The organism is Streptomyces sp. NPDC001828, from assembly GCF_042892175.1.
In the GTDB taxonomy this organism is placed as follows: Bacteria; Actinomycetota; Actinomycetes; order Streptomycetales; family Streptomycetaceae; genus Streptomyces.
In genome coordinates, this window is record NZ_JBIATV010000017.1 from 48,554 (window position 1) to 70,429 (window position 21,876).

At 71.2% G+C, this 21,876-nt stretch carries 18 protein-coding genes; 12 read left to right on the top strand and 6 right to left on the bottom strand.

Features of this window, described 5'->3' with window-relative positions; translation table 11 throughout:
* The first annotated feature begins 329 nt into the window (after positions 1-329).
* The 5 genes from ACFYZA_RS35550 (at position 330) to ACFYZA_RS35570 (ending at position 8,064) form a co-directional block, all read left to right on the top strand.
* Positions 330-1,232 carry a 4-(cytidine 5'-diphospho)-2-C-methyl-D-erythritol kinase gene (locus tag ACFYZA_RS35550; protein WP_382595815.1) on the top strand — a complete coding sequence of 301 codons (903 nt, stop codon included), beginning with the start codon at positions 330-332 and terminating at the stop codon, positions 1,230-1,232.
* 107 nt (positions 1,233-1,339) lie between these two features.
* A complete protein-coding gene (locus ACFYZA_RS35555) occupies positions 1,340-3,145 on the top strand; it encodes an ABC-F family ATP-binding cassette domain-containing protein (protein WP_382595818.1) in 1,806 nt (601 codons plus the stop codon).
* A gap of 284 nt (positions 3,146-3,429) precedes the next feature.
* Positions 3,430-5,202, top strand: a complete 1,773-nt coding sequence (locus ACFYZA_RS35560) for a PQQ-binding-like beta-propeller repeat protein (RefSeq protein ID WP_382595821.1) — start codon at positions 3,430-3,432, stop codon at positions 5,200-5,202.
* A 46-nt stretch (positions 5,203-5,248) separates the two neighbouring features.
* Positions 5,249-7,090 carry a PQQ-binding-like beta-propeller repeat protein gene (locus ACFYZA_RS35565; protein WP_382595824.1) on the top strand — a complete coding sequence of 614 codons (1,842 nt, stop codon included), beginning with the start codon at positions 5,249-5,251 and terminating at the stop codon, positions 7,088-7,090.
* 296 nt (positions 7,091-7,386) lie between these two features.
* Positions 7,387-8,064, top strand: coding sequence for a LuxR C-terminal-related transcriptional regulator (locus ACFYZA_RS35570; protein WP_382595827.1), 678 nt, complete (start codon positions 7,387-7,389; stop codon positions 8,062-8,064).
* A 60-nt stretch (positions 8,065-8,124) separates the two neighbouring features.
* On the opposite strand, the gene ACFYZA_RS35575 is transcribed toward ACFYZA_RS35570, so the two are convergent.
* Positions 8,125-8,400 carry a hypothetical protein gene (locus ACFYZA_RS35575; RefSeq protein ID WP_382595830.1) on the bottom strand — a complete coding sequence of 92 codons (276 nt, stop codon included), beginning with the start codon at positions 8,398-8,400 and terminating at the stop codon, positions 8,125-8,127.
* 13 nt (positions 8,401-8,413) lie between these two features.
* Positions 8,414-10,084: a sodium:solute symporter family protein gene (locus ACFYZA_RS35580; RefSeq protein WP_382595833.1), complete on the bottom strand. Its 1,671-nt coding sequence runs from the start codon at positions 10,082-10,084 to the stop codon at positions 8,414-8,416.
* Positions 10,085-10,312: 228 nt separating this feature from the next.
* Here ACFYZA_RS35580 and galT point away from each other — a divergent pair, with 228 nt between their 5' ends.
* Genes galT through galK form a run of 3 tightly spaced genes read left to right on the top strand, consistent with a single transcriptional unit; the run spans position 10,313 to position 13,471 of the window.
* On the top strand, positions 10,313-11,368 hold the full coding sequence (gene galT / locus ACFYZA_RS35585; protein WP_388494601.1) for a galactose-1-phosphate uridylyltransferase: 1,056 nt from the start codon (positions 10,313-10,315) through the stop codon (positions 11,366-11,368).
* On the top strand, positions 11,365-12,333 hold the full coding sequence (galE, locus tag ACFYZA_RS35590; RefSeq protein ID WP_388494602.1) for a UDP-glucose 4-epimerase GalE: 969 nt from the start codon (positions 11,365-11,367) through the stop codon (positions 12,331-12,333). Before galT ends, galE begins: the two co-directional genes overlap by 4 nt.
* Positions 12,326-13,471: a galactokinase gene (gene galK, locus ACFYZA_RS35595; RefSeq protein ID WP_388494603.1), complete on the top strand. Its 1,146-nt coding sequence runs from the start codon at positions 12,326-12,328 to the stop codon at positions 13,469-13,471. Before galE ends, galK begins: the two co-directional genes overlap by 8 nt.
* A 253-nt stretch (positions 13,472-13,724) precedes the next feature.
* On the opposite strand, the gene ACFYZA_RS35600 is transcribed toward galK, so the two are convergent.
* Positions 13,725-14,168: a GNAT family N-acetyltransferase gene (locus ACFYZA_RS35600; RefSeq protein ID WP_388494604.1), complete on the bottom strand. Its 444-nt coding sequence runs from the start codon at positions 14,166-14,168 to the stop codon at positions 13,725-13,727.
* Positions 14,169-14,430: 262 nt separating this feature from the next.
* On the opposite strand from ACFYZA_RS35600, the gene ACFYZA_RS35605 reads away from it, so the two are divergent.
* Positions 14,431-15,198, top strand: a complete 768-nt coding sequence (locus ACFYZA_RS35605) for a response regulator transcription factor (protein WP_161245848.1) — start codon at positions 14,431-14,433, stop codon at positions 15,196-15,198.
* Here ACFYZA_RS35605 and tamR read toward each other — a convergent pair.
* A complete protein-coding gene (gene tamR, locus ACFYZA_RS35610) occupies positions 15,157-15,654 on the bottom strand; it encodes a MarR family transcriptional regulator TamR (protein WP_382595847.1) in 498 nt (165 codons plus the stop codon). The genes ACFYZA_RS35605 and tamR overlap by 42 nt on opposite strands.
* A gap of 131 nt (positions 15,655-15,785) precedes the next feature.
* Here tamR and ACFYZA_RS35615 point away from each other — a divergent pair, with 131 nt between their 5' ends.
* Together ACFYZA_RS35615 and ACFYZA_RS35620 are read left to right on the top strand one after the other, a co-directional pair.
* Positions 15,786-16,634, top strand: a complete 849-nt coding sequence (locus tag ACFYZA_RS35615) for a trans-aconitate 2-methyltransferase (RefSeq protein ID WP_382595850.1) — start codon at positions 15,786-15,788, stop codon at positions 16,632-16,634.
* A gap of 12 nt (positions 16,635-16,646) precedes the next feature.
* Positions 16,647-17,009 (top strand): VOC family protein, encoded by a 363-nt coding sequence (locus ACFYZA_RS35620; RefSeq protein ID WP_382595853.1) that lies wholly within the window; start codon positions 16,647-16,649, stop codon positions 17,007-17,009.
* Between the two features lie 90 nt (positions 17,010-17,099).
* On the opposite strand, the gene ACFYZA_RS35625 is transcribed toward ACFYZA_RS35620, so the two are convergent.
* Positions 17,100-17,822 carry a TetR family transcriptional regulator gene (locus ACFYZA_RS35625; RefSeq protein ID WP_382599835.1) on the bottom strand — a complete coding sequence of 241 codons (723 nt, stop codon included), beginning with the start codon at positions 17,820-17,822 and terminating at the stop codon, positions 17,100-17,102.
* Positions 17,819-18,817, bottom strand: coding sequence for an acyl-CoA desaturase (locus tag ACFYZA_RS35630; RefSeq protein WP_388494605.1), 999 nt, complete (start codon positions 18,815-18,817; stop codon positions 17,819-17,821). Before ACFYZA_RS35630 ends, ACFYZA_RS35625 begins: the two co-directional genes overlap by 4 nt.
* Before the next feature lie 217 nt (positions 18,818-19,034).
* On the opposite strand from ACFYZA_RS35630, the gene ppc reads away from it, so the two are divergent.
* A complete protein-coding gene (ppc, locus tag ACFYZA_RS35635; protein WP_382599839.1) occupies positions 19,035-21,764 on the top strand; it encodes a phosphoenolpyruvate carboxylase in 2,730 nt (909 codons plus the stop codon).
* The last annotated feature ends 112 nt before the right edge of the window (positions 21,765-21,876 follow it).

Below are 21,876 nucleotides of genomic sequence, written 5' to 3' on the forward strand. Positions count from 1 at the left end.
GGGGTGTTGGGGGGGTGCGGCGCCCCCCGGCCCTTTACCCGGGGGGGGGTGTTGGGGGGGGGGGGGGGCTCCGGGGGCTGCGCCCCGGGCCCCCTGTTTCCGGCTGCGGACCGTGCTCGCTTCTCGCGCAGTTCCCCGCGCCCCTGAATGCCTTGGTGTCGGCCAGCACCCGGTTCTTCAGCCCGTCCGGCGTTTGAGGACGAGCGCCGTTCAGGCGCGAACGGGGGTCTGGGGGCGGAGCCCCCAGGGTCCTTCAACCCCCGGAGGGTCTTGGGAAGGGGCGGGGTGGGGGAAAATGAGGGCGCCCCAGCCGAAGGAGCCCGCCCCCCGTGACCCCCCGCACCGTCACCGTCCGCGTCCCCGCCAAGGTCAACACCCAGCTGAGCGTGGGCCCCGCCCGACCGGACGGCTTCCACGACCTCGCCAACGTCTTCCTCGCGGTCGCCCTCCACGACACCGTCACGGTGACCCCGGCCGACGAACTCCGCATCACCTGCGCGGGACCGGACGCCGCCCAGGTCCCCCTCGACCGCACGAACCTCGCCGCCCGGGCCGCCGAACTCCTCGCCGCCCGCCACGGCATCGAGCCCCACGTGCACATCCACATCGACAAGGACATCCCCGTCGCGGGCGGCATGGCCGGCGGCAGCGCCGATGCCGCAGGCGCGCTCGTGGCCTGCGACACCCTGTGGGGCACCGGGTCCACACAGGCCGAACTCCTCGACATCTGCGCCGAGTTGGGCAGCGACGTCCCCTTCAGCCTGGTCGGCGGCGCGGCCCTCGGCACCGGACGCGGCGAGAAGCTCACCCCGCTGGACGTCGGCGGCACCTTCCACTGGGTGTTCGCGGTCGCCGACGGCGGGCTCTCCACCCCGGCCGTCTACCGCGAGTTCGACCGCCTCAGCCCGGACGCCCCCGAACCCGCCGCCGCCCCGGCCCTGCTGGACGCGCTGCGCACGGGCGACGCCAAGGCGCTCGCGGCCGCCCTCACCAACGACCTCCAGGCCGCCGCGCTCTCCCTGCGCCCCTCGCTCGCGGACACCCTCGCGGCGGGCACGGCGGCCGGCGCGCTCGCCGCCCTGGTCTCGGGCTCGGGCCCCACCACGGCCTTCCTGTGCGCCGACCCCGAAGCGGCCCACCAGGTGGCAACCGCCCTCACCGCGTCGGGCACCTGCCGCACCGCCCGCACCACCACGTCCCCGGCCCCGGGCGCGACCGTACTGGCGGGCTGAGGCCGGACCCGAGGGACCCTCCGTTGCCTTGATCGTCCGCCGGAAGCCGTCGAGCCCGCCGCGGCGACTACTCTGGACGACGATCCATCCCCCTGCTCAGGAGTGAAATGGCCGTCAACCTGGTCAATGTCGAGGCAGTCAGCAAGGTGTACGGGACCCGTGCCCTGCTCGACGGAGTCTCCCTCGGCGTCTCCGAAGGGGACCGGATCGGGGTCGTCGGGCGCAACGGCGACGGAAAGACCACCCTGATCCGGATGCTCGCGCAGCTGGAGGAGCCGGACACCGGCCGCGTCACCCACGTCGGCGGGCTGCGGCTCGGCGTGCTCACCCAGCACGACTCGCTCGACCCGCAGGCCACCGTGCGGCACGAGGTCATCGGCGATCTCGCCGACCACGAGTGGGCGGGCAACGCCAAGATCCGCGATGTTCTGACGGGCCTTTTCGGCGGGCTCGACCTGCCCGGGTTCGCGCAGGGCCTGGACACCGTCATCGCCCCGCTGTCCGGCGGCGAGCGGCGCCGCATCGCGCTCGCCAAGCTGCTCATCGGCGAGCCCGACCTGATCGTGCTCGACGAGCCGACCAACCACCTGGACGTCGAGGGCATCAGCTGGCTCGCCCGGCACCTCCAGGCCCGGCGCTCGGCGCTCGTCTGCGTCACCCACGACCGCTGGTTCCTCGACCAGGTCTGCACCCGCATGTGGGACGTCCAGCGCGGCTCGGTCTTCGAGTACGAGGGCGGCTACTCCGACTACGTCTTCGCCCGCGCCGAGCGCGAGCGCATCGCCGCCACCGAGGAGGTCAAGCGGCAGAACCTGATGCGCAAGGAGCTGGCCTGGCTGCGCCGGGGCGCCCCGGCCCGCACCTCGAAGCCGCGCTACCGCATCGAGGCCGCCAACGAACTCATCGCCGACGTGCCGCCGCCGCGCGACACCAGCGAGCTGATGAAGTTCGCCAACGCCCGGCTCGGCAAGACCGTCTTCGACCTGGAGGACGTGACCGTACAGGCGGGCGAGAAGCTGCTGCTCAAGCACCTCACCTGGCAGCTCGGCCCCGGCGACCGCATCGGCCTGGTCGGGGTGAACGGCGCGGGCAAGACCTCGCTGCTCCGCGCGCTCACCGAGGCCTGGCGCACCGCGGGCGAGGCCCAGCCGGCCGCCGGCAAGGTCGTCGTCGGCAAGACCGTCAAGCTCGCCTACCTCTCCCAGGACGTGGCCGAACTCCCGCCCGCGCTCAGGGTGTTGGAGGCCGTCCAGCAGATCCGCGACCGGGTCGACCTCGGCAAGGGCCGCGAGATGACGGCCGGTCAGCTCTGTGAGCAGTTCGGCTTCTCCAAGGAGAAGCAGTGGACTCCGGTCGGCGACCTCTCCGGTGGCGAGCGCAGGCGGCTCCAGCTGCTGCGCCTCCTCATGGACGAGCCCAACGTGCTGTTCCTCGACGAGCCCACCAACGACCTCGACATCGAGACGCTGACCCAGCTGGAGGACCTCCTCGACGGCTGGCCGGGCTCCATGGTCGTCATCTCCCACGACCGGTTCTTCATCGAGCGCACCACCGACCACGTGTGGGCGCTGCTCGGCGACGCGGCGCTGCGGATGCTGCCGCGCGGCATCGACGAGTACCTGGAGCGCAGGCAGCGGATGATCGAGTCCGCGCCCGCCCCGAGCGCGGCCCCCACCGCCCGGCCGACGAACACCGTCTCGGCCCAGGACGCCCGCGCCGCCAAGAAGGAACTCCAGAAGGTCGAGCGGCAGCTCAACAAGATCAATGAGCGCGAGACGCATCTGCACGCGCAAATCGCCGATAACGCCACGGACTTCGAGAAGGTGGCGAAACTGGATGCCGAACTGCGTGAACTGATCGTCGAGCGCGACGAGTTGGAGATGCGCTGGCTCGAACTGGCCGAGGAGGCCTGAGGCACACTCCTGCGGACGTCTCGCGGCCCTCGCGTAGAGACGGCGTACAGAGTCAGTAACGGCGGCATTACGGGCCGGTTCTCCCTTGGGAACAGGGATGACCGGCCCGTGGCGCGCGCTGCTCCGAGTGATAGAAAGTAGCTCCGTTCGACTGACGTAAAGACGCAAAGACGCAAATTCGGGGGTATCTCGCTGTGACCCAGCCGCCCAGTTCTCAGCCACCGCAGGGTGGCTTCGGAGCGCCGCAGGACAAGCCTCAGGGGCCGCCGCCCCAGCCGCCGCAGATGCCGGCCGCTCCGCCCACCCCGCCCGCCCAGCCCCCGCAGGCGCCCCCGGCCCCGCCGGCCGGGCAGCCCGGGTACGGCTACCCGCAGGCGCCCGGGCAGCAGCCGGGTTACGGCTACCCCACCGCCCCGCCGCAGCAGGGCGGTCACGGCTACCCGACGGCGCCCCAGCAGGGCGGCTACGGCTACCCCGGGGCGCCCGGCGGGCCCCCCACGCAGGGCAACCCCTACGCGCAGACCCAGCAGGGCGGTTACGGCTACCCGGGTCAGCCGCAGTACCCGGGCGGCCCGGTGCCGCCGCAGGGCGGTGGCGGCAAGAACCCGTTCAAGGGCAAGCCCGCGATGATCGTGGCCGCGGCGGTCGCGGGCCTCCTGGTCATCGGCGGCGGCGTGTACCTGGCGACGAGCGGTGGCGGCGACGACAAGAAGCCCGTCGCCGACAAGAGCCACAGCGCGCTGCCCACGGGTGCCCCCTCCGTCGACAAGGGGGACGGCAAGGGCGACGGCCGCGCCGGGTCCGACGACATCAACGCCGGCCTCAAGGCGGGCGAGGTGCCGGTGTGGCTGCACGAGAACGAGACGGCGCTGACCCAGAACGGCGCCGAGCAGTACGGCCCTTGGCGCTTCGGTGACGTGGTCGTCAAGGCCATGTACAAGGAGGCCGTCGGCTACGCCGTGGGCGACGGCAAGGAGAAGTGGAAGGTGTCCCTGGACACCCCCATCTGCGGCGCCCCGCACGACACCACCGCCGACGGAAAGATCGTCTTCGGCGTCCTGGAGAACAACACCAAGGACGCCAAGTGCAACCAGCTCCAGATGGTCGACCTGGCCGCGGGCAAGGTGGGCTGGAAGGCGCCGGTGCCGTCCGAGAACGCCTTCGACATCATGGTCAGCTTCGACATGGCGATCAGCGGCAACACCGTGGCCCTTGCCCGCATGGGCGGCGCGAGCGGTTTCTCCATCAGCGACGGCAAGAAGCTCTACGGCACCCCGAAGACCGGCAACTGCAGCTCGGACGCGTTCGCGGGCGGCCCCAAGCTGATCTCCGTGGGCACCTGCAACGACCCGAAGAACACCAGCATGGACGCCCCGCAGTCGGAGCTCCTGCAGGAGCTGGACCCGGCCACCGGCAAGTCCAAGTGGAACTACCAGTACGAGAAGGGCTGGTCGATCCGGCGCATCTACTCGATGGACCCGCTGGTCGTCTACGCCACCAACAAGGACAAGAAGTCGTGGAACATCTCCACCTTCACCGCTGACGGCAAGATCCGCTCGCAGGTCGACTCCAAGTCCCAACTGACCGCGAACTGTAGTGGGTTCGGCATCGTGGACCGCCAGCTCCAGGACTGCTCGGGCACGGCCGCCGACGCCAACACCCTCTACATCTCCACCGAGGGCAAGGACAGCCCCGAGCTCGGGGTGGGCCGCAGCAACGACGTGGTCGCCATCGACCTCGCCACCGGCAAGGAGAAGTGGCACGCGGCCGCCCCCAAGGGCCGCATGATGCAGCCGCTGACCGTCGAGAACGGCAAGGTCGTGGTCTACATCGAGCCCGGCGTCGACGACACGGGGGCCGCGGTCGCGACCCTGCCCGCCACCGGCGGCACTCCGCAGATCACGCTGCAGAGCCCGTCGGCGGCCGCCGGTACCGAGCAGGCCTTCTTCAGTCCCCACCTCACCTATGCGGGCGGGCGGGTGTTCCTCCTCAACGGGCGGGTGAACAGCCCCAAGGCCACCAAGAAGGACAACGCGATCCTGTCCTTCGGCAAGTGACGCCCCAACTCCCCCTCCCCGCCCTCCAGTCAGAGGTTCTCCCGGCATGAGCCAGCCACCCCAGCCACCGCAGCAGCCCCCGAGGCCCGAGGACACGCCCCCGGGCTTCGGCGCACCCCAGCAGCCCCCGGCCCCCGGGTTCGGCGCCCCCCAGACGCCGCCCGCCGGCGGCTTCGGCGCACCCACCCCGCCGCCGCCCGCGGGCCCCCCGAACACCCCGCCGCCGGCCGGACCCCCGGCCTACGGCTACCCCCAGACGCCTCCGCAGCAGCCCGGCTACGGCTACCCGCAGGCCCCGCCGCCCCAGCAGCCGGGCTACGGCTACCCGGGCCAGCCCGCGCAGCCCGGATACGGCTACCCCGGGCAGCCGCCGACCCAGCCCGCGCAGCCGCAGTACGGGATGCCGGGCGCGCCGGGACCCGGCGGACAGCCCGGCGGCAAGAAGCCCAACACCCAGCTGACGATCATCATCGCGGCGGTCGTCGCGGTGGCCCTGATCGTCGGCGGCGGCATCTGGTACGCCTCCGGCAAGGACGACGGCAAGAACGACGCCCAGCAGGGCGACACCGGCGGCGCCAAGGGCGACGGCGGCAGCGCGACCGGGGGCGGCGGCAAGGAGAAGGCGCCCTCCAACACGGCCGCCAAGGTGCTCTTCCAGACCCCGCAGCCCAAGGTCACCGACCTCACCGGCGTGCACGGCTCCTGGCTCACCGACAAGGTGTACGTCAAGTCCGGCGTCAAGGAGATCGTCGGCTACGACCCCGCCAAGGGCACCCAGCTCTGGAAGCTCCCGCTGACCGGCAACGTCTGCGAGTCGACCACGCACGTCTCGGCCGACGGCAAGACCGCGTTCGCCTTCGAGAGCCAGGAGAACGGCGCCAAGTACGCCTCCTGCACCGAGGCCGCGGGCCTCGACCTCAACACGGGCAAGCTGCTGTGGCAGGCCGACATCAAGGGTGCCAACGGCGACCGCAAGACCCGCTTCGACGAGATCACCCTCGGCGCGGGCACCGTCGCGGCCGGCGGTCTCGACGGCGGCGCGGCCTGGGACCTGAACACCGGCAAGGAGCTGTGGAAGCCCACCACCACGGCCGACCAGTGCAAGGACGTCGGCTACGGCGGCGGTGACGCGCTCGTGGCCGTCCGCAAGTGCGGCGACTACGACAAGCCCACCCTCAACGTGCAGCCCCTCGACCCCAAGAGCGGCCAGCCGATCTCCACGTACAAGATGCTGCCCGGCATCGACTACGCCCACATCGTCTCCACCAAGCCCCTGGTGCTCGCCGCCGACGTCGGTGACAGCGCGGGCGACGGCAGCGGCATCTCCGACTTCTTCTCCGTCGACGACAAGACCGGCAAGCTGCTCGCGCGCATCCCGGCGCCCGGCGACAAGTACTCGGCCAGCTGCGACAGCACCTCCGTCGAGAAGTGCACGATGGTCGTGGCCGGCGGCGGCAAGCTGTACGTGCCGACCGAGGAGCACGAGAACGCCGCGAACGGCTCCGGCTCGCTCGGCCGCACCAACGAGCTCGTCGCCTTCGACCTGACCACCGGCCAGGCCGTGCCCGGCAAGGCGGACGCGGGCGACGGCTACACGCTGTTCCCGCTGCGCATGGACGGCACCAACGTCATCGCCTACAAGAACGGCCCGTACGACAAGGGCACCCAGGTCGTCAGCATCGACGGCGGCAGCCTCAAGTCGACGCTGCTCCTGGAGAACCCGGCCGAACGCACCGTCCGCGACGCGATCACGTCGTTCTCGGGGAAGTACGCAGACATCCTCTACGGCAACGGCCGCCTGTACCTGGGCGCGCAGCTCCTGAGCAAGCCGTACTCGGCGAGCGACGCCGAGAAGAAGTTCCTGTTCATGGCGACCGGCACCGGCTGAGCCGCCGCCCGACGAAGGCCCCGCCGACGGAGTTCGCTTCCACCGGCGGGGCTTTCGCCTTTTTCCCGCCCATTTCGCGCCGCCCTTACCCGCGTCTCCCACCGCAGGTCAAGGGCGCGCGAGCCGCCGGAAAACGGCCGAGACTGTCGTTTCGCTTCCCCCCCGCACTTCCTCAACCAGGCCTGAATGCAGGAGAATTCGGCATTCTGGGGGCTTCTTGCCGGTAAGAGGCGCGCGGCGTCGAACAAGCGTGTAGCTTGCCGGGGCAAGAGGGGCCGGGGGATGGGGGTAGCTCGATGGGCGTGCGGCTCATGGTGGTCGACGACCACCGGCTGCTCGCCGAGGCACTCGCCTCGGCGCTGAAACTGCGGGGCCACCGGGTCCTCGCCGCGGCGGCTCCGGTCGCCGGGGCCGCCGATCTGGTGGTGAGCCGGGCACCCGAGGTGTGCCTGCTCGGCACGGCGGCACCCGCCGAGCCCGGTGTGTTCGACCCGATCGTACGGATCAAAAGGGAGCGGCCGCAGGTCGCCGTGGTGGTGCTCGGTCCGGTGCCGAGCCCGCGCGGGATCGCGGCGGCGTTCGCGGCCGGGGCGTCCGGCTATGTGCGCCACGACGAGCGCATCGAGGGCGTCGAGCGGGCCATGGTGAAGGCCAGGGCGGGGGAGGCGGCGGTCGCCCCGCAGCTCCTCCAGGGCGCCTTCGCCGAACTCCTCAACCCCGCGGCCCAGCCCGACGACGAGGGCCAGCGGCTGCTGCAGCTGCTGACCCCGCGCGAGGTGGAGGTCCTGGTCCGGGTGGCGGACGGCGAGGACACCCGCTTGATCGCGGCGGGCATGGGCATAGCGCCGTCCACCGCCCGCACCCACGTCCAGCGGGTCCTGATGAAGCTGGGGGTGGGCTCCCGCCTGGAGGCCGCGGCCCTCGCCGCCCGGACGGGCCTGCTCGACCGGGCCACCCACGCCAAGGCGCCCTAGCCGGAGCCGGGGCGCCCCGCGAGCCGCTCGGCTCCGCTCGGGCTCGGTCTTCCTCGGGGTTCAGCCGTCCTCGGGGACGGGGGGAGCGGTGGGGCGCAGCTTCAGCCACACGAGGAAGAACACCCCGAGGACCAGCATGCCGAGCCCGGTCCACAGGTTGATGTTGATCCCCTGCGCCTTCTTCAGATCCGCGTCGGAGGCGAAGACCCCCGCCGCCCCGACGATCACCCCGTACAGGGTGAACAGGCCACCGATGATCCGGCGGATGTCGAAGAGCCGCGCGGCCGACGCCGACTTCTTCTCCAACTCGGAGACTTCACGCTGTAGTTCGGACATGTCAGGCCTCCGGTCAGAACGAGTAGGGGACGTAGCAGAGCGCGGCGAGCACGATCGCGCCCCAGCCGAGCAGGGCGGGCCGGCGGTACCAGGCGCTGTCGCCCTCGGCGGGCGGCTCCTCGATGCCGGGCGACTTCGTCCCGTACACCAGACCCGCGAGTTCGGCGGCGGGCTTGGGCGCCGTGAACAGGGTGACGGCCACCATCACGACCGCGCCGGCCACGAACCCGACGATCGCGGAGACGAAGTTGGCGCCCTGGTCGGTCGGGATCGAGATGACGCCCTGCTTGTAGATCCAGAAGTAGTTGACCATCGCGGCCGTGGTGCCCGCGAACAGGCCCCACACGCCCGACTTCACCGACGCCCGCTTCCAGAACATGCCGATCACGAACACCACGAACATCGGCACGTTGAAGAAGGAGAACAGGGTCTGGAGGTAGCCCATGATGTTGGTGAACGAGGAGGCGATGAACGCCGTACCGATGGAGGCGAGCACTCCGATCGCCGTGATCAGCCGCCCGAAGCGCAGGTAGTAGCCGTCCGGCTGGTCCTTCTTCACGTACTTGGCCCAGATGTCGTACGTGAACACGGTGTTGAAGGACGACACGTTGGCCGCCATGCCCGCCATGAACGCGGCGAGCAGTCCGGTCACCGCGATGCCGAGCACGCCGTTGGGCAGCAGGTCCTGCATGAGCAGCGGGATCGCGTCGTTGTACGTCAGGGACGAGCCGGGGGTGCCGATCTTCGGCACGAGGACGGCCGCGACCAGGCCCGGGATCATCACCAGGAACACGATGAACATCTTCGGGAACGCGGCGATGAGCGGGGTCCGCCGGGCGGCGCTCAGGTTCTTCGCGGACAGCGCCCGCTGCACCTCGGCGAAGTTGGTCGTCCAGTAGCCGAAGGACAGCACGAAGCCGAGGCCGAGCACGATGGTCAGCCAGTTCGCGCCGAGCGGGTTGGACTGGCCGATGCCGGTACCGCCCCACGCGGACAGGAAGTTGTCGCCGTGGCTGCTCTTGAGCGAGCTGGTCAGACCGTCCCAGCCGCCGACCCGCTTGAGACCGAGGATGGTCAGCGGTATGAGCGCGGCCATGATCACGAAGAACTGGAGCACCTCGTTGTAGATCGCCGAGGAGAGTCCGCCGATGGTGATGTAGGCCAGGACGAAGAGCCCGGCGACGACGATCGCCACCCACTGCGGCCAGCCGAGCAGGGCCTCCACGACGATCGAGAGGGCGTAGAGGTTGACGCCCGCGATCAGGACCGCGGCGAACGCGAAGAGCGCCGAGGCGAGCAGGTGCGCCGACTTGTCGAAGCGCTGGAGCAGGAACTCCGGTACGGAGCGGACCTTCGACCCGTAGTAGAAGGGCATCATCACGAGCCCGAGGAAGACCATCGCCGGTATCGCGCCGATCCAGTACCAGTGCACGACGGCCACGCCGTACTCCGCGCTGGTCGCGGACATGCCGAGGATCTCGGTGGCGCCGAGGTTGGCCGCGACGAAGGCGAGCCCGGTCACCCAGGCCGGCAGTGAGCGGCCCGACAGGAAGAAGTCGAGGCTGGTCTTCACGCTGGCGCGGGCGGCGAAGCCGATGCCCAGAACGACGATGAAGTAGATCGCCAGAATCGTGTAGTCGAGCCCGTTGGTGGGGAGCCGAAGCCCCGCGGCCAGATATTGCATGCGTACTCGCTTCGTCGCGCTTACTGATCCGGACGGGAACCTACGCCTCCATGTTCAGAAACTGAACAGTTTTGATGAGATTGTTTGTTTGATTGTGATCGAACGGGCATCGGGCCGTCATGGCGGGCCGGATCGGTCCCGGCGTGGCAACCGCTTGCACGGTCATTGACGGACCCTGTTGGCTTGTGGTTTCTTGTGTGCGATTCTGTTGGATGGTGGAGGTTGCAGGTGAAGAAGACGTCGACCCGGCTCGCCGACGGCCGTGAGCTGCTCTACTACGACGCGCGGGACGACCTCGTCCGGGACGAGACGGACCGCCGCCCCCTCGACCCGGTGTCCACCGCGTCCCAGCTGCGCCACGACCCACTGCTCGGCGACACGGTGGTCGTCGCCTCGCACCGCCAGGGCCGCACCTATCTGCCGCCCGCCGACGCCTGCCCCCTGTGCCCCTCGCGCGAGGGCCGCGACAGCGAGATCCCGGCCGCCGACTACGACGTCGTCGTCTTCGAGAACCGCTTCCCCTCGCTCGCCGGCGACTCCGGCCGCTGCGAGGTCGTCTGCTTCACCTCCGACCACGACGCGTCCTTCGCCGACCTCACCGAGGACCAGGCCGCCCTCGTCCTGGAGGCGTGGACCGACCGCACCGCCGAACTCCTCGAACTCCCGCAGGTCCAGCAGGTGTTCTGCTTCGAGAACCGGGGCGCCGAGATCGGCGTCACCCTCGGCCACCCGCACGGCCAGATCTACGGCTATCCCTTCACCACCCCCCGCACCGCCCTCATGCTCCGCTCGCTCGCCGAACACCGCGAGCGCACCGGCGGCCGCAACCTCTTCGACGACGTGGTCCAGCGGGAGCTCACCGAGGGCGACCGGATCGTCCTGGAGGGCGAGCACTGGGTGGCCTTCGTGCCGTACGCCGCCCACTGGCCCTACGAGGTGCACCTCCACCCCAAGCGCCGCGTGCCCGACCTGCGGGCCCTCGACGAGGACGCGCGCGCGGAGTTCCCACGGATCTATCTGGAACTCCTGAGGCGCTTCGACCGGATCTTCGGCCCCGACGAGCCGCCCACCCCCTACATCGCCGCCTGGCACCAGGCGCCGTTCCGGGGCGAGGGAGCCGTCGACCGGGCCGAGTTCGGCCTGCATCTCGAGCTTTTCACCATCCGCCGCACTTCCGGCAAGCTGAAGTACCTCGCGGGTTCCGAGTCCGGCATGAGCGTGTTCATCAACGACGTGCCGCCGGAGGCCGCGGCCGAGCGACTGCGAGAGGTGGCAAGCACGTGAGCAAGTACCTGGTGACGGGCGGCGCGGGATACGTGGGCAGCGTGGTGGCGGCCCACCTGGTCGAGGCCGGCCACACGGTGACCGTCCTCGACGACCTCTCCACCGGCTTTCGCGAGGCCGTCCCGGCCGGGGCCGAGTTCATCGAGGGCCGCATCCAGGACGCCGCCGAATGGCTGGACCCCTCCTTCGACGCGGTCCTCCACTTCGCGGCGTTCTCACAGGTGGGCGAGTCGGTGGTGGTCCCCGAGAAGTACTGGACCAACAACGTCGGCGGCACGATGGCGCTGCTCGCCGCGATGCGCGGGGCGGGCGTGCGGACGCTGGTGTTCTCCTCCACGGCGGCCACCTACGGCGAACCCGTCTCCACCCCGATCACCGAGACCGACCCCACCGCCCCCACCAGCCCCTACGGCGCCTCCAAGCTGGCGGTGGACCACATGATCGCCGGCGAGTGCGCGGCCCACGGCCTGGCCGCGGTGTCCCTGCGCTACTTCAACGTGGCGGGCGCGTACGGAAGCTGCGGGGAGCGCCACTCCCCGGAATCCCACCTGATCCCCCTGGTCCTCCAAGTCGCCCTGGGACAGCGGGAGTTCATCTCGGTCTACGGCGATGACTACCCCACCCCCGACGGGACCTGCGTCCGCGACTACATCCACGTGGCGGACCTCGCCGAGGCGCACCTGCGCGCCCTGGACGCGGCGACGGCGGGCGAGCACCTCGTCTGCAACCTCGGCAACGGCAACGGGTTCTCGGTCCGCGAGGTCGTCGAGACCGTACGCAAGGTGACCGGGCACGAGATCCCCGAGGTCGTCGCGGGCCGGCGCGGCGGCGACCCGGCGGTCCTGGTCGCCTCCGCCGCGCGCGCCCACGACCGCCTGGGCTGGCAGCCCTCGCGCGCCGACCTCGCCCACATCGTCGCGGACGCCTGGGCGTTCGCCCGCCGGACGGAGCCCGCCGGTGAGTGAAGTGAGCTCCGCCTTCCGGGAGTTGTACGGGTACGAGCCCGAAGGCGTGTGGGCGGCACCCGGCCGGGTCAACCTCATCGGCGAGTACACCGACTTCAACGAGGGCTTCGTCATGCCGCTCGCCCTGCCGCACACGGCGGTGGCGGCGGTGGCCCGGCGCACGGACGGGGTCCTGCGGATCCACTCGGCCGACATCGAGGGCCCGGTGGTGGAGCTGCGCACCGACGAGCTCCAGCCGCTGTCCGGCGCGGGCTGGGCGGCCTACCCGGCGGGCGTGGTGTGGGCCCTGCGCGAGGCGGGGCACACGGTGCCGGGCGCCGACGTCCATCTCACGTCGACGGTGCCGACGGGGGCGGGCCTTTCGTCGTCGGCGGCCCTTGAGGTGGTCACGGCGCTCGCCCTGCGTGACCTGTACGAACTCCCGCTCTCCATGCCGGAGTTGGCCTCGCTGTCCCAGCGGGCGGAGAACGCGTTCGTGGGCGTCCCCTGCGGAATCATGGACCAGACGGCGTCGGCGTGCTGCACCGAGGGTCACGTACTGCACCTGGACGCACGGGACTTGACGACCCGCCACATCCCCTTCGACCTTCCCGCGCGAGGTCTGCGGCTCCTGGTCGTGGACACCCGCGTGAAACACGCGCTGGGAGACGGCGCGTACGCCGAACGGCGCGCCGGCTGCGAACGGGGCGCGCGGGAGCTGGGTGTACGCACCCTGCGCGAACTCCCCTTCGCGCGACTCCCCGACGCGCTGGGGGAGCTGTCCTCCGCGAACGTGCGGGGCTATGTGCGGCACGTGGTGAGCGACAACGAGCGCGTGGCGCGGGTGGCGGAGCTGCTGGCGGCGGGCGACGTCCACGGGGTGGGCCCGGTGCTGACCGAGGGCCACGCCTCCCTCCGGGACGATCTGCGGGTGTCCTGCGCGGAGCTGGACCTGGTGGTCGAGACGGCGGTGGCCGCGGGGGCCCTCGGGGCGCGGATGACCGGCGGGGGCTTCGGGGGCTCGGCGATCGTCCTGGCCGAGGAGGCGGTGCTGGGGGCGGTCGCGAAGTCCGTGGTGGTCGCCTTCGAACGTTCCGGGTGGGCCTCACCCCGGGTGTTCGAGGCGGTGCCGTCGGCGGGGGCGCGGCGGCTGGTCTGAGGGGTTCCCTCGCCCGGTGTGCGATCCCGACTGCGGACCGTGGGTGCCGTTCGCGCAGTTCCCCGCGCCCCTTTGCAGCACCGGGTGCATGGGCATCCTCAGCCCGTCCGGCGTTTGAGGACGAGCGCCGTTCAGGCGCGAACGGGGGTCTGGGGGCGGAGCCCCCAGGGTCCTTTCAACCCCCGGAGGGTTGCGGGAAGGGGCGGGGTGGGGAAACCCCCGGGGTCTGGGGCGGAGCCCCAGGGGGGCCGGGTCAGCCGAGCCTTTTCGTCAGGGTGTACTCCGTGACCCCGGGCGGATAGTCGGGGATCGCCGCCACCACCTCGTACCCCCGCGCCCGGTAGAACCCCGGCGCCTGGAAGTCCCACGTCTCCACCCGAGCGAACCCGCACCCCCGCTCCACCCGCGCCAACTCCTCGGCCCGGTACAGGAGTTGGGTGCCGAGACCCCCCGCGCGGAGCCCCGCGTCGACCCACAGGAGGTCGACGTGCAGCCAGCCCGCCCAGGTCCGCCCCGTCAGGCCCCCGGCCAGCAGCCCTTCCTCGTTCAACCCCCAGACGTGGAGCGGCACTTCCCGCTCGGCGGGGGTGCCCCGCAGCGCGCGCAGCGCCGGGGACCGCTCGGTGTTGGTGTCCCGCAGCCGCCGCCTCAGCTGTGCCTGCCGGCCCTTGTCCACTTCTGTCTCAAGACGGAACATGGAACTCACCCTAAACATTCGCGCACGCCAAGTAGCCGCACGGGTTCAATGAGTTCGGCAAAGTGCCTTCCGCTCACAGCTCACGGCCCTACGCTGATGCACAGCACCGGTGGGGGCCGGTGTTGATCAGGGGGCGAGACAGTCGGGTACGTCGCCCGGGGTGGGGTAGAACTCAGTGCACGGCGGCGGCCGTGCGTCTGCGGTCGCCCGGCTCCGGGCGTCGTACCCGTACCGGTCCGTCACCGGACCCTGGGGGTGTCACTTGGTACGTATCCGAGTTCTCGTGGTGGACGACCATCGCATCTTCGCCGAGTCGCTCGCCGCGGCCCTGGCGGCGGAGCCCGACGTGGACGTCGCCGCGGCCGGCAGCGGCCCCGCGGCGCTGCGCTGCCTGGAGCGGGGCGCGGCCGAGGGCCGCAGATTCGATGTGATGCTCGTCGACGCGGACTTGGGCGCGTCGGCCGCGGTCCCGGTCGCCCGCGTGGTGCCCGAGGGCGGCGGCGCGGACGGCCTGGTGGACGGCATCTCGCTGGTCGCGGGCGTCCGGGCGGGCCAGCCCGCGGTGCGTACCGTCGTGCTCGCCGAGAAGGACGACCCGCGCCGGGCCGCCCTCGCCCTGCAGGCCGGTGCGTGCGGCTGGGTCGCCAAGGACTGCTCGCTGCAGCGGCTGCTCGCCGTCATCCGGGGCGTACTGCGGGACGAGACGCATCTGCCGCCCGCGCTGCTCACCGGCGTGCTGCGGGAGCTGACGGCCGCGCGCAAGCACCGCACCGAGTCGGAGCGGCTCGTCGAGTCGCTGACCCCGCGCGAGCGCGAGGTGCTGCGCTGCATGGTGGCCGGTCTCGGGCGCAAGGCGGTCGCCGAGCGGCTGTTCCTGTCCCCGCACACGGTGCGTACCCATATGCAGAACGTGCTGGGCAAGCTGGGCGTGCACTCCACGCTCGCGGCCGTCGCGCTGGCCCGACGGGCCGGTGTGGGCCCGGTCGACCTAGCCGGGGATGTTGTCGAACGGGGCGGTCAACTGGCGTAGCAGCGCGGCCAGTTCGCCCCGCTGCTGACGGCTGAGCTCGCCGAGGATGGCCCGCTCCTGCTCGAGCAGTCCCGCGAGCGCCTGGTCGGCCCGGTCGCGGCCCTCGGGCGTGAGTCGCACCAGGACCCCGCGCCGGTCGCTGGGGTCGGGCAGCCGCTCGACCAGGCCCTTCTTGGCGAGCCGGTCGATCCGGTTGGTCATCGTGCCCGAGGTGACGAGCGTCTGCGTCAGGAGCTGGCCGGGGGAGAGCTGGTAGGGCGCCCCGGCCCGGCGCAGCGACGTCAGTACGTCGAACTCCCAGGGCTCCAGGCTGTGCTCCGCGAACGCGAGTCTGCGGGCCCGGTCGAGATGGCGGGCCAGTCTGCTGACCCGGCTGAGCACCTCGAGTGGTTCCACGTCGAGGTCCGGGCGCTCTCGGCGCCATGCAGCGACCAATCGGTCGACCTCGTCCTCCATGTCGATCAGTGTAGAGGGTCCCTCGATGTGAAGTCTCTTGACGTCAAGATATATATCGAGCCACCATTGGGCATGGAGGGGCCGGGACCCTGTTCCGCTTCGCCCAGCCGTACCTGCAAGGGGGCTCGAACATGTATTCCGATTCATCGCCGACCACACCGCCCGGGCCTCCGGTCTGGGACCCGCAGCAGTATCTGCGCCACGCCGGGCACCGCACGCGCCCGTTCCTGGACCTGCTCACCCGCATACCCGACCTGCCCGCGACCGGCGGCCTCTCGCCCCGGATAGCCGACCTCGGCTGCGGCCCCGGCAATGTCACCGTCCGCCTCGCCGACCGCTGGCCCGACGCCCGCATCACCGGCTTCGACCTCTCCTCGCAGATGCTGGCCCAGGCCGACAAGGACTACGCCGGCACCACCCCGGGCGGCGGCTGGCTCGACTTCCAGGTCGCCGACGCCACGCACTGGACGCCCGGCGAGCCGTACGACCTGATCGTCTCCAACGCGGCGCTGCAGTGGGTCCCCAACCACCCCGAGTCGTTCCCGGCCTGGATCGACGGGCTCACCCCCGGCGGCACCTTCGCCTTCCAGGTCCCGGGCAATTTCACCTCGCCCAGCCACGCGATCCTCGCCGAACTCTGCGAATCCCCGCGCTGGCGCGGCCGCCTCGACGACCACGGCCGCCGCTACGTCCACATTCTGGAACCCGCCGACTACCTGACCCGCCTCGCCGATCTCGGCTGCGAGACCGACGTCTGGGAAACCGTCTACTGCCAGTTGCTGACCGGCCCCGACCCCGTCCTCGACTGGGTCAAGGGCACCGCCCTGCGCCCCGTCCTGACCGCCCTCGACGGCGACCAGGAGGCCATCGACGCCCTGCTCGCCGAATACCGCGACCGCCTCCGCGAGGCCTACCCGCCCGGCCCGCACGGCACCGTCTTCCCCTTCCGCCGCATCTTCGCCGTGGCCAGGAAGAAGTAGGAGGCCCCGGCGATGCTCGCCGCTGTCGACCACGTCCAGCTCGCCGCCCCACCGGGCAGCGAGCCACGGCTGAGGGCGTTCTACGCGGACGTGCTCGGCATGACCGAAATCCCCAAGCCCCCGCCCCTCGCCGCCCGTGGCGGCTGCTGGTTCCGGTACGGGGACGTGCAGCTCCACCTGGGCATCGAGGAGGACTTCAGGCCGGCGAGGAAGGCCCACCCCGGGCTGCGCGTCACCGCGATCGAGGCGTACGCGCGCCGGCTCGGCGAACACGGCGCCCGGGTCGTCTGGGACGAGAACCTGCCGGGCCACCGGCGGTTCTACTCCGAGGACCCGGTCGGCAACCGCCTGGAGTTTCTGGAGCCGACGGCCTGAGACGGGAGCGCCCCGCCCCCTCATGGAGAGGGGGCGGGGCGCTCCCGTTTGCCGCGGTGCCGCCCGCGGCCGGTACTCGTCGGTCAGGGGTCAGCTCTTGCGGTGACCTATGAGGCGCGGCTTCTGCTCAAGACCGTCCAGACCGTGCCAGGCCAGATTCACCAGATGCGCCGCGACTTCCGCCTTCTTCGGCTTGCGCACGTCCAGCCACCACTGCCCGGTCAGCGCCACCATGCCGACCAGCGCCTGCGCGTACAGCGGCGCCAGCTTCGCGTCGAAGCCCCGCGCCTTGAACTCCAGGCCCAGGATGTCCTCGACCTGGGTGGCGATGTCGGAGATCAGCGAGGCGAACGTCCCGGTCGACTGCGCGACCGGGGAGTCGCGCACCAGGATGCGGAACCCGTCCGTATACGTCTCGATGTAGTCGAGCAGCGCGAACGCGGCCTGCTCCAGGAGCTCGCGCGGATGACCCGCGGTCAGCGCCCCCGTCACCCCGTCGAGCAGCGAGCGCATCTCCCGGTCCACGACGACCGCGTACAGCCCCTCCTTGCCGCCGAAGTGCTCGTACACCACCGGCTTGGACACCCCCGCCTTCGCGGCGATCTCCTCGACCGAGGTGCCCTCGAAGCCCTTCTCGGCGAAGAGCGTGCGACCGATGTCCAGCAGTTGCTCCCGGCGCTCGGCCCCGGTCATCCGGGTCCGGCGGGTGCGTCGGGGCTTCTCGGCCGAGCCGGAGGCCCCGGCGGAGCGGGAGGAACCAGTGGTGCTGGTGGTACGGGTGGTGCTGGAGTCGGTCGCCACGTCGTCCATCATGCCGCCTCGGCGGCCCTTTCCTTGCGCCGGGACCGGCCGTCCTCGTTCCGCTTGGAGTCGATACGGGCCTCGCTCGGCCAGCGCACGTCGTACGCCAGGCCCAGCTGCTCGCACCAGCGGATGATCCGGGCACTGGAGTCGATCTGCCCCCGCATCACCCCGTGCCGGGCCGACGTCGGGTCCGCGTGATGCAGGTTGTGCCACGACTCGCCGCACGAGAGCACCGCCAGCCACCACACGTTGCCGCTGCGGTCACGCGACTTGAAGGGACGCTTGCCCACCGCGTGGCAGATCGAGTTGATCGACCACGTCACGTGGTGCAGCAGCGCCACCCGCACCAGGGAGCCCCAGAAGAACGCCGTGAACGCGCCCCACCACGACATCGTCACCAGACCCCCCACCAGCGGCGGGATCGCGAGCGACAGGACCGTCCACCACACGAAGTCGCGCGAGATGCGGCGGATCGCCGGGTCGGCGAGGAGATCCGGTGCGTACTTCTCCTGCGAGGTCTGCTCCTCGTCGAACATCCACGCGATGTGCGCCCACCACAGGCCCTTCATCAGCGCGGGCAGCGTCTCGCCGAAACGCCACGGCGAATGCGGGTCGCCCTCCGCGTCCGAGAACTTGTGGTGCCTGCGGTGGTCGGCCACCCAGCGCACCAGCGGCCCCTCCACGGCCATCGAGCCCGCGACCGCGAGCGCGATCCGCAGCGGGCGCTTCGCCTTGAACGAGCCGTGCGTGAAGTAGCGGTGGAAACCGATCGTCACGCCGTGGCAGCCCAGGTAGTACATGAAGACGAGAAGGCCGAGATCGAGCCAGCTGACCCCACCCCAGCCCCAGGCGAGCGGCACCGCGAGGACGAGCGCGACGAAGGGGACGGTGATGAAGAGCAGCAGGGCGATCTGTTCGATGCCGCGTTTTTTCTCGCCGCCCAGCGTCGCGGACGGCAGCGGATCCTCGTCCGACGAAGTAAGCAGATCGGGACTGGTGGTCATGGGGAGTACCCCCGGCAGGGTGAGGAAAACGAGCGGAATTGCCTGGCTACGGATGCGTAACCTACGGCAACGTAAGTATGGCAGTGCCGTGGCCGGGGACAAGAGCCCGTGACGGCGGGGCGGAATGGGACACCTATCCTGGGTGTCGTCGGACAGCGCGGTCCGCAAGCCTCCAGAACCCTCCAGACGTGCTCAAACACTGCAAGGAGCCGCACCTGTGAGCAGTGCCGACCAGACTCCCGCCGCCAGCAACGAGCTGCGCGCCGACATCCGCCGACTGGGTGACCTCCTGGGCGAGACCCTCGTCCGACAGGAGGGACCCGAGCTCCTCGAGCTCGTCGAGCGGGTCCGCGCGCTGACCCGGAGCGACGGCGAAGCCGCCGCCGAACTCCTCGGCGGCACCGAAGTCGAGACCGCCGCCAAGCTGGTGCGCGCGTTCTCCACCTACTTCCACCTCGCGAACGTCACCGAGCAGGTCCACCGCGGGCGCGAACTGCGCGCCCACCGCGCAGCCGAGGGCAGCCTGCTCGCCCGCACCGCCGACATGCTCAAGGACGGCGACCCCGAGCACGTCCGCGAGAGCGTCAAGAACCTCAACGTCCGGCCGGTCTTCACCGCCCACCCCACCGAGGCCGCCCGCCGTTCCGTCCTGAACAAGCTGCGCCGCATCGCGGAGCTCCTGGAAACCCCGGTCGTCGAGTCCGACCGGCGCCGGCACGACCTGCGCCTGGCCGAGAACATCGACCTGATCTGGCAGACCGACGAGCTCCGCGTCGTACGCCCCGAACCGGCCGACGAGGCCCGCAACGCCATCTACTACCTCGACGAGCTGCACGCCGGCGCCGTCGGGGACGTACTGGAGGACCTCGCGGCCGAGCTGGAGCGCGTCGGCGTCGAGCTGCCGCCCGGCACCCGCCCGCTCACCTTCGGCACCTGGATCGGCGGCGACCGCGACGGCAACCCCAACGTGACCCCCAAGGTCACCTGGGACGTGCTGATCCTCCAGCACGAGCACGGCATCAACGACGCGCTCGACACGATCGACTTCCTGCGCGGACTGCTCTCCAACTCCATCCGCTACGCGGGCGCCACCGAAGAGCTGCTCTGCTCGCTCCAGGCCGACCTCGAAGCACTCCCCGAGATCAGCCCCCGCTACAAGCGCCTCAACGCCGAGGAGCCCTACCGGCTCAAGGCCACCGCCATCCGGCAGAAGCTCGTCCACACCAAGGACCGGCTCGCCAAGGGCACCACCCACCAGCCCGGCCGCGACTACCTCGGCACCGCCGACCTGATCGCCGACCTCACCCTCATCCAGACCTCGCTGCGCGCCCACCGCGGCGCCCTGTTCGCCGACGGCCGCATGGACCGCACCATCCGCACCCTCGCGGCGTTCGGCCTCCAGCTCGCCACCATGGACGTCCGCGAACACGCCGACGCCCACCACCACGCGCTCGGCCAGCTCTTCGACCGGCTCGGCGAGGAGTCCTGGCGCTACGCCGACATGCCGCGCGACTACCGGCAGAAGCTCCTCGCCAAGGAGCTCCGCTCGCGCCGCCCGCTCGCCCCCACCCCGGCCCCGCTGGACGCGGCCGGCGAGAAGACCCTCGGCGTGTTCGGCACCATCAAGGAAGCCTTCGAGCGGTTCGGGCCCGAGGTCATCGAGTCGTACATCATCTCGATGTGCCAGGGCGCCGACGACGTGTTCGCCGCGGCCGTCCTCGCCCGCGAGGCCGGCCTCCTCGACCTGCACGGCGGCTGGGCCAAGATCGGCATCGTGCCGCTCCTGGAGACCACCGACGAGCTGCGCGCCGCCGACGTCATCCTCGACGAGATGCTGGCCGACCCCTCCTACCGGCGCCTCGTCTCGCTGCGCGGCGACGTCCAGGAGGTCATGCTCGGCTACTCGGACTCCTCCAAGTTCGGCGGCATCACCACCTCCCAGTGGGAGATCCACCGCGCCCAGCGCCGGCTGCGCGACGTCGCCCACCGCTACGGCGTACGGCTGCGGCTCTTCCACGGCCGCGGCGGCACCGTCGGCCGTGGCGGCGGCCCCTCGCACGACGCGATCCTCGCCCAGCCCTGGGGCACCCTCGAAGGCGAGATCAAGGTCACCGAGCAGGGCGAGGTCATCTCCGACAAGTACCTCATCCCGTCCCTCGCCAGGGAGAACCTGGAGCTGACCGTCGCGGCCACGCTCCAGGCCTCCGCCCTGCACACCGCGCCCCGCCAGTCCGACGAGGCGCTCGCGCGCTGGGACGCGGCCATGGACACGGTGTCCGACGCCGCGCACTCGGCGTACCGCAAGCTGGTCGAGGACCCCGACCTGCCCGCGTACTTCTTCGCGTCCACCCCCGTCGACCAGCTCGCCGAGCTGCACCTGGGCTCGCGGCCCTCGCGCCGCCCCGACTCCGGTGCGGGCCTCGACGGGCTGCGGGCCATCCCGTGGGTGTTCGGCTGGACCCAGTCCCGGCAGATCGTGCCCGGCTGGTTCGGCGTCGGCTCCGGGCTCAAGGCGCTGCGCGAGGCCGGGCTCGACACGGTGCTCGACGAGATGAGCGAGCGCTGGCACTTCTTCCGCAACTTCCTCTCCAACGTGGAGATGACGCTCGCGAAGACGGACCTGCGGATCGCCCGGCACTACGTCGACACGCTCGTGCCGGACGAGCTGAAGCACGTGTTCTCGACGATCGAGGCGGAGCACGAGCTGACCGTGCGGGAGGTTCTGCGGATCACCGGGCGGGACGAACTGCTCGGCGCCAGCCCGGTGTTGCAGCAGACGTTCGCGATCCGGGACGCGTATCTCGACCCGATCTCCTACCTCCAGGTCGCGCTGCTCGCACGCCAGCGCGCGGCGGCCGACCGGGGCGAAGCCCCGGACCCGCTCCTGTCCCGTGCCCTTCTCCTCACGGTGAACGGCGTGGCGGCGGGCCTGCGCAACACGGGCTGACCCCGGCCCCGGGGTTTGTTCCCCGCCCCGCCCCTTCCCGCAACCCTCCGGGGGATGTGGGAAGGGGCGGTGTGCGTTCCCGGGGCTCCGCCCCAGACCCCGTTCGCGCCTT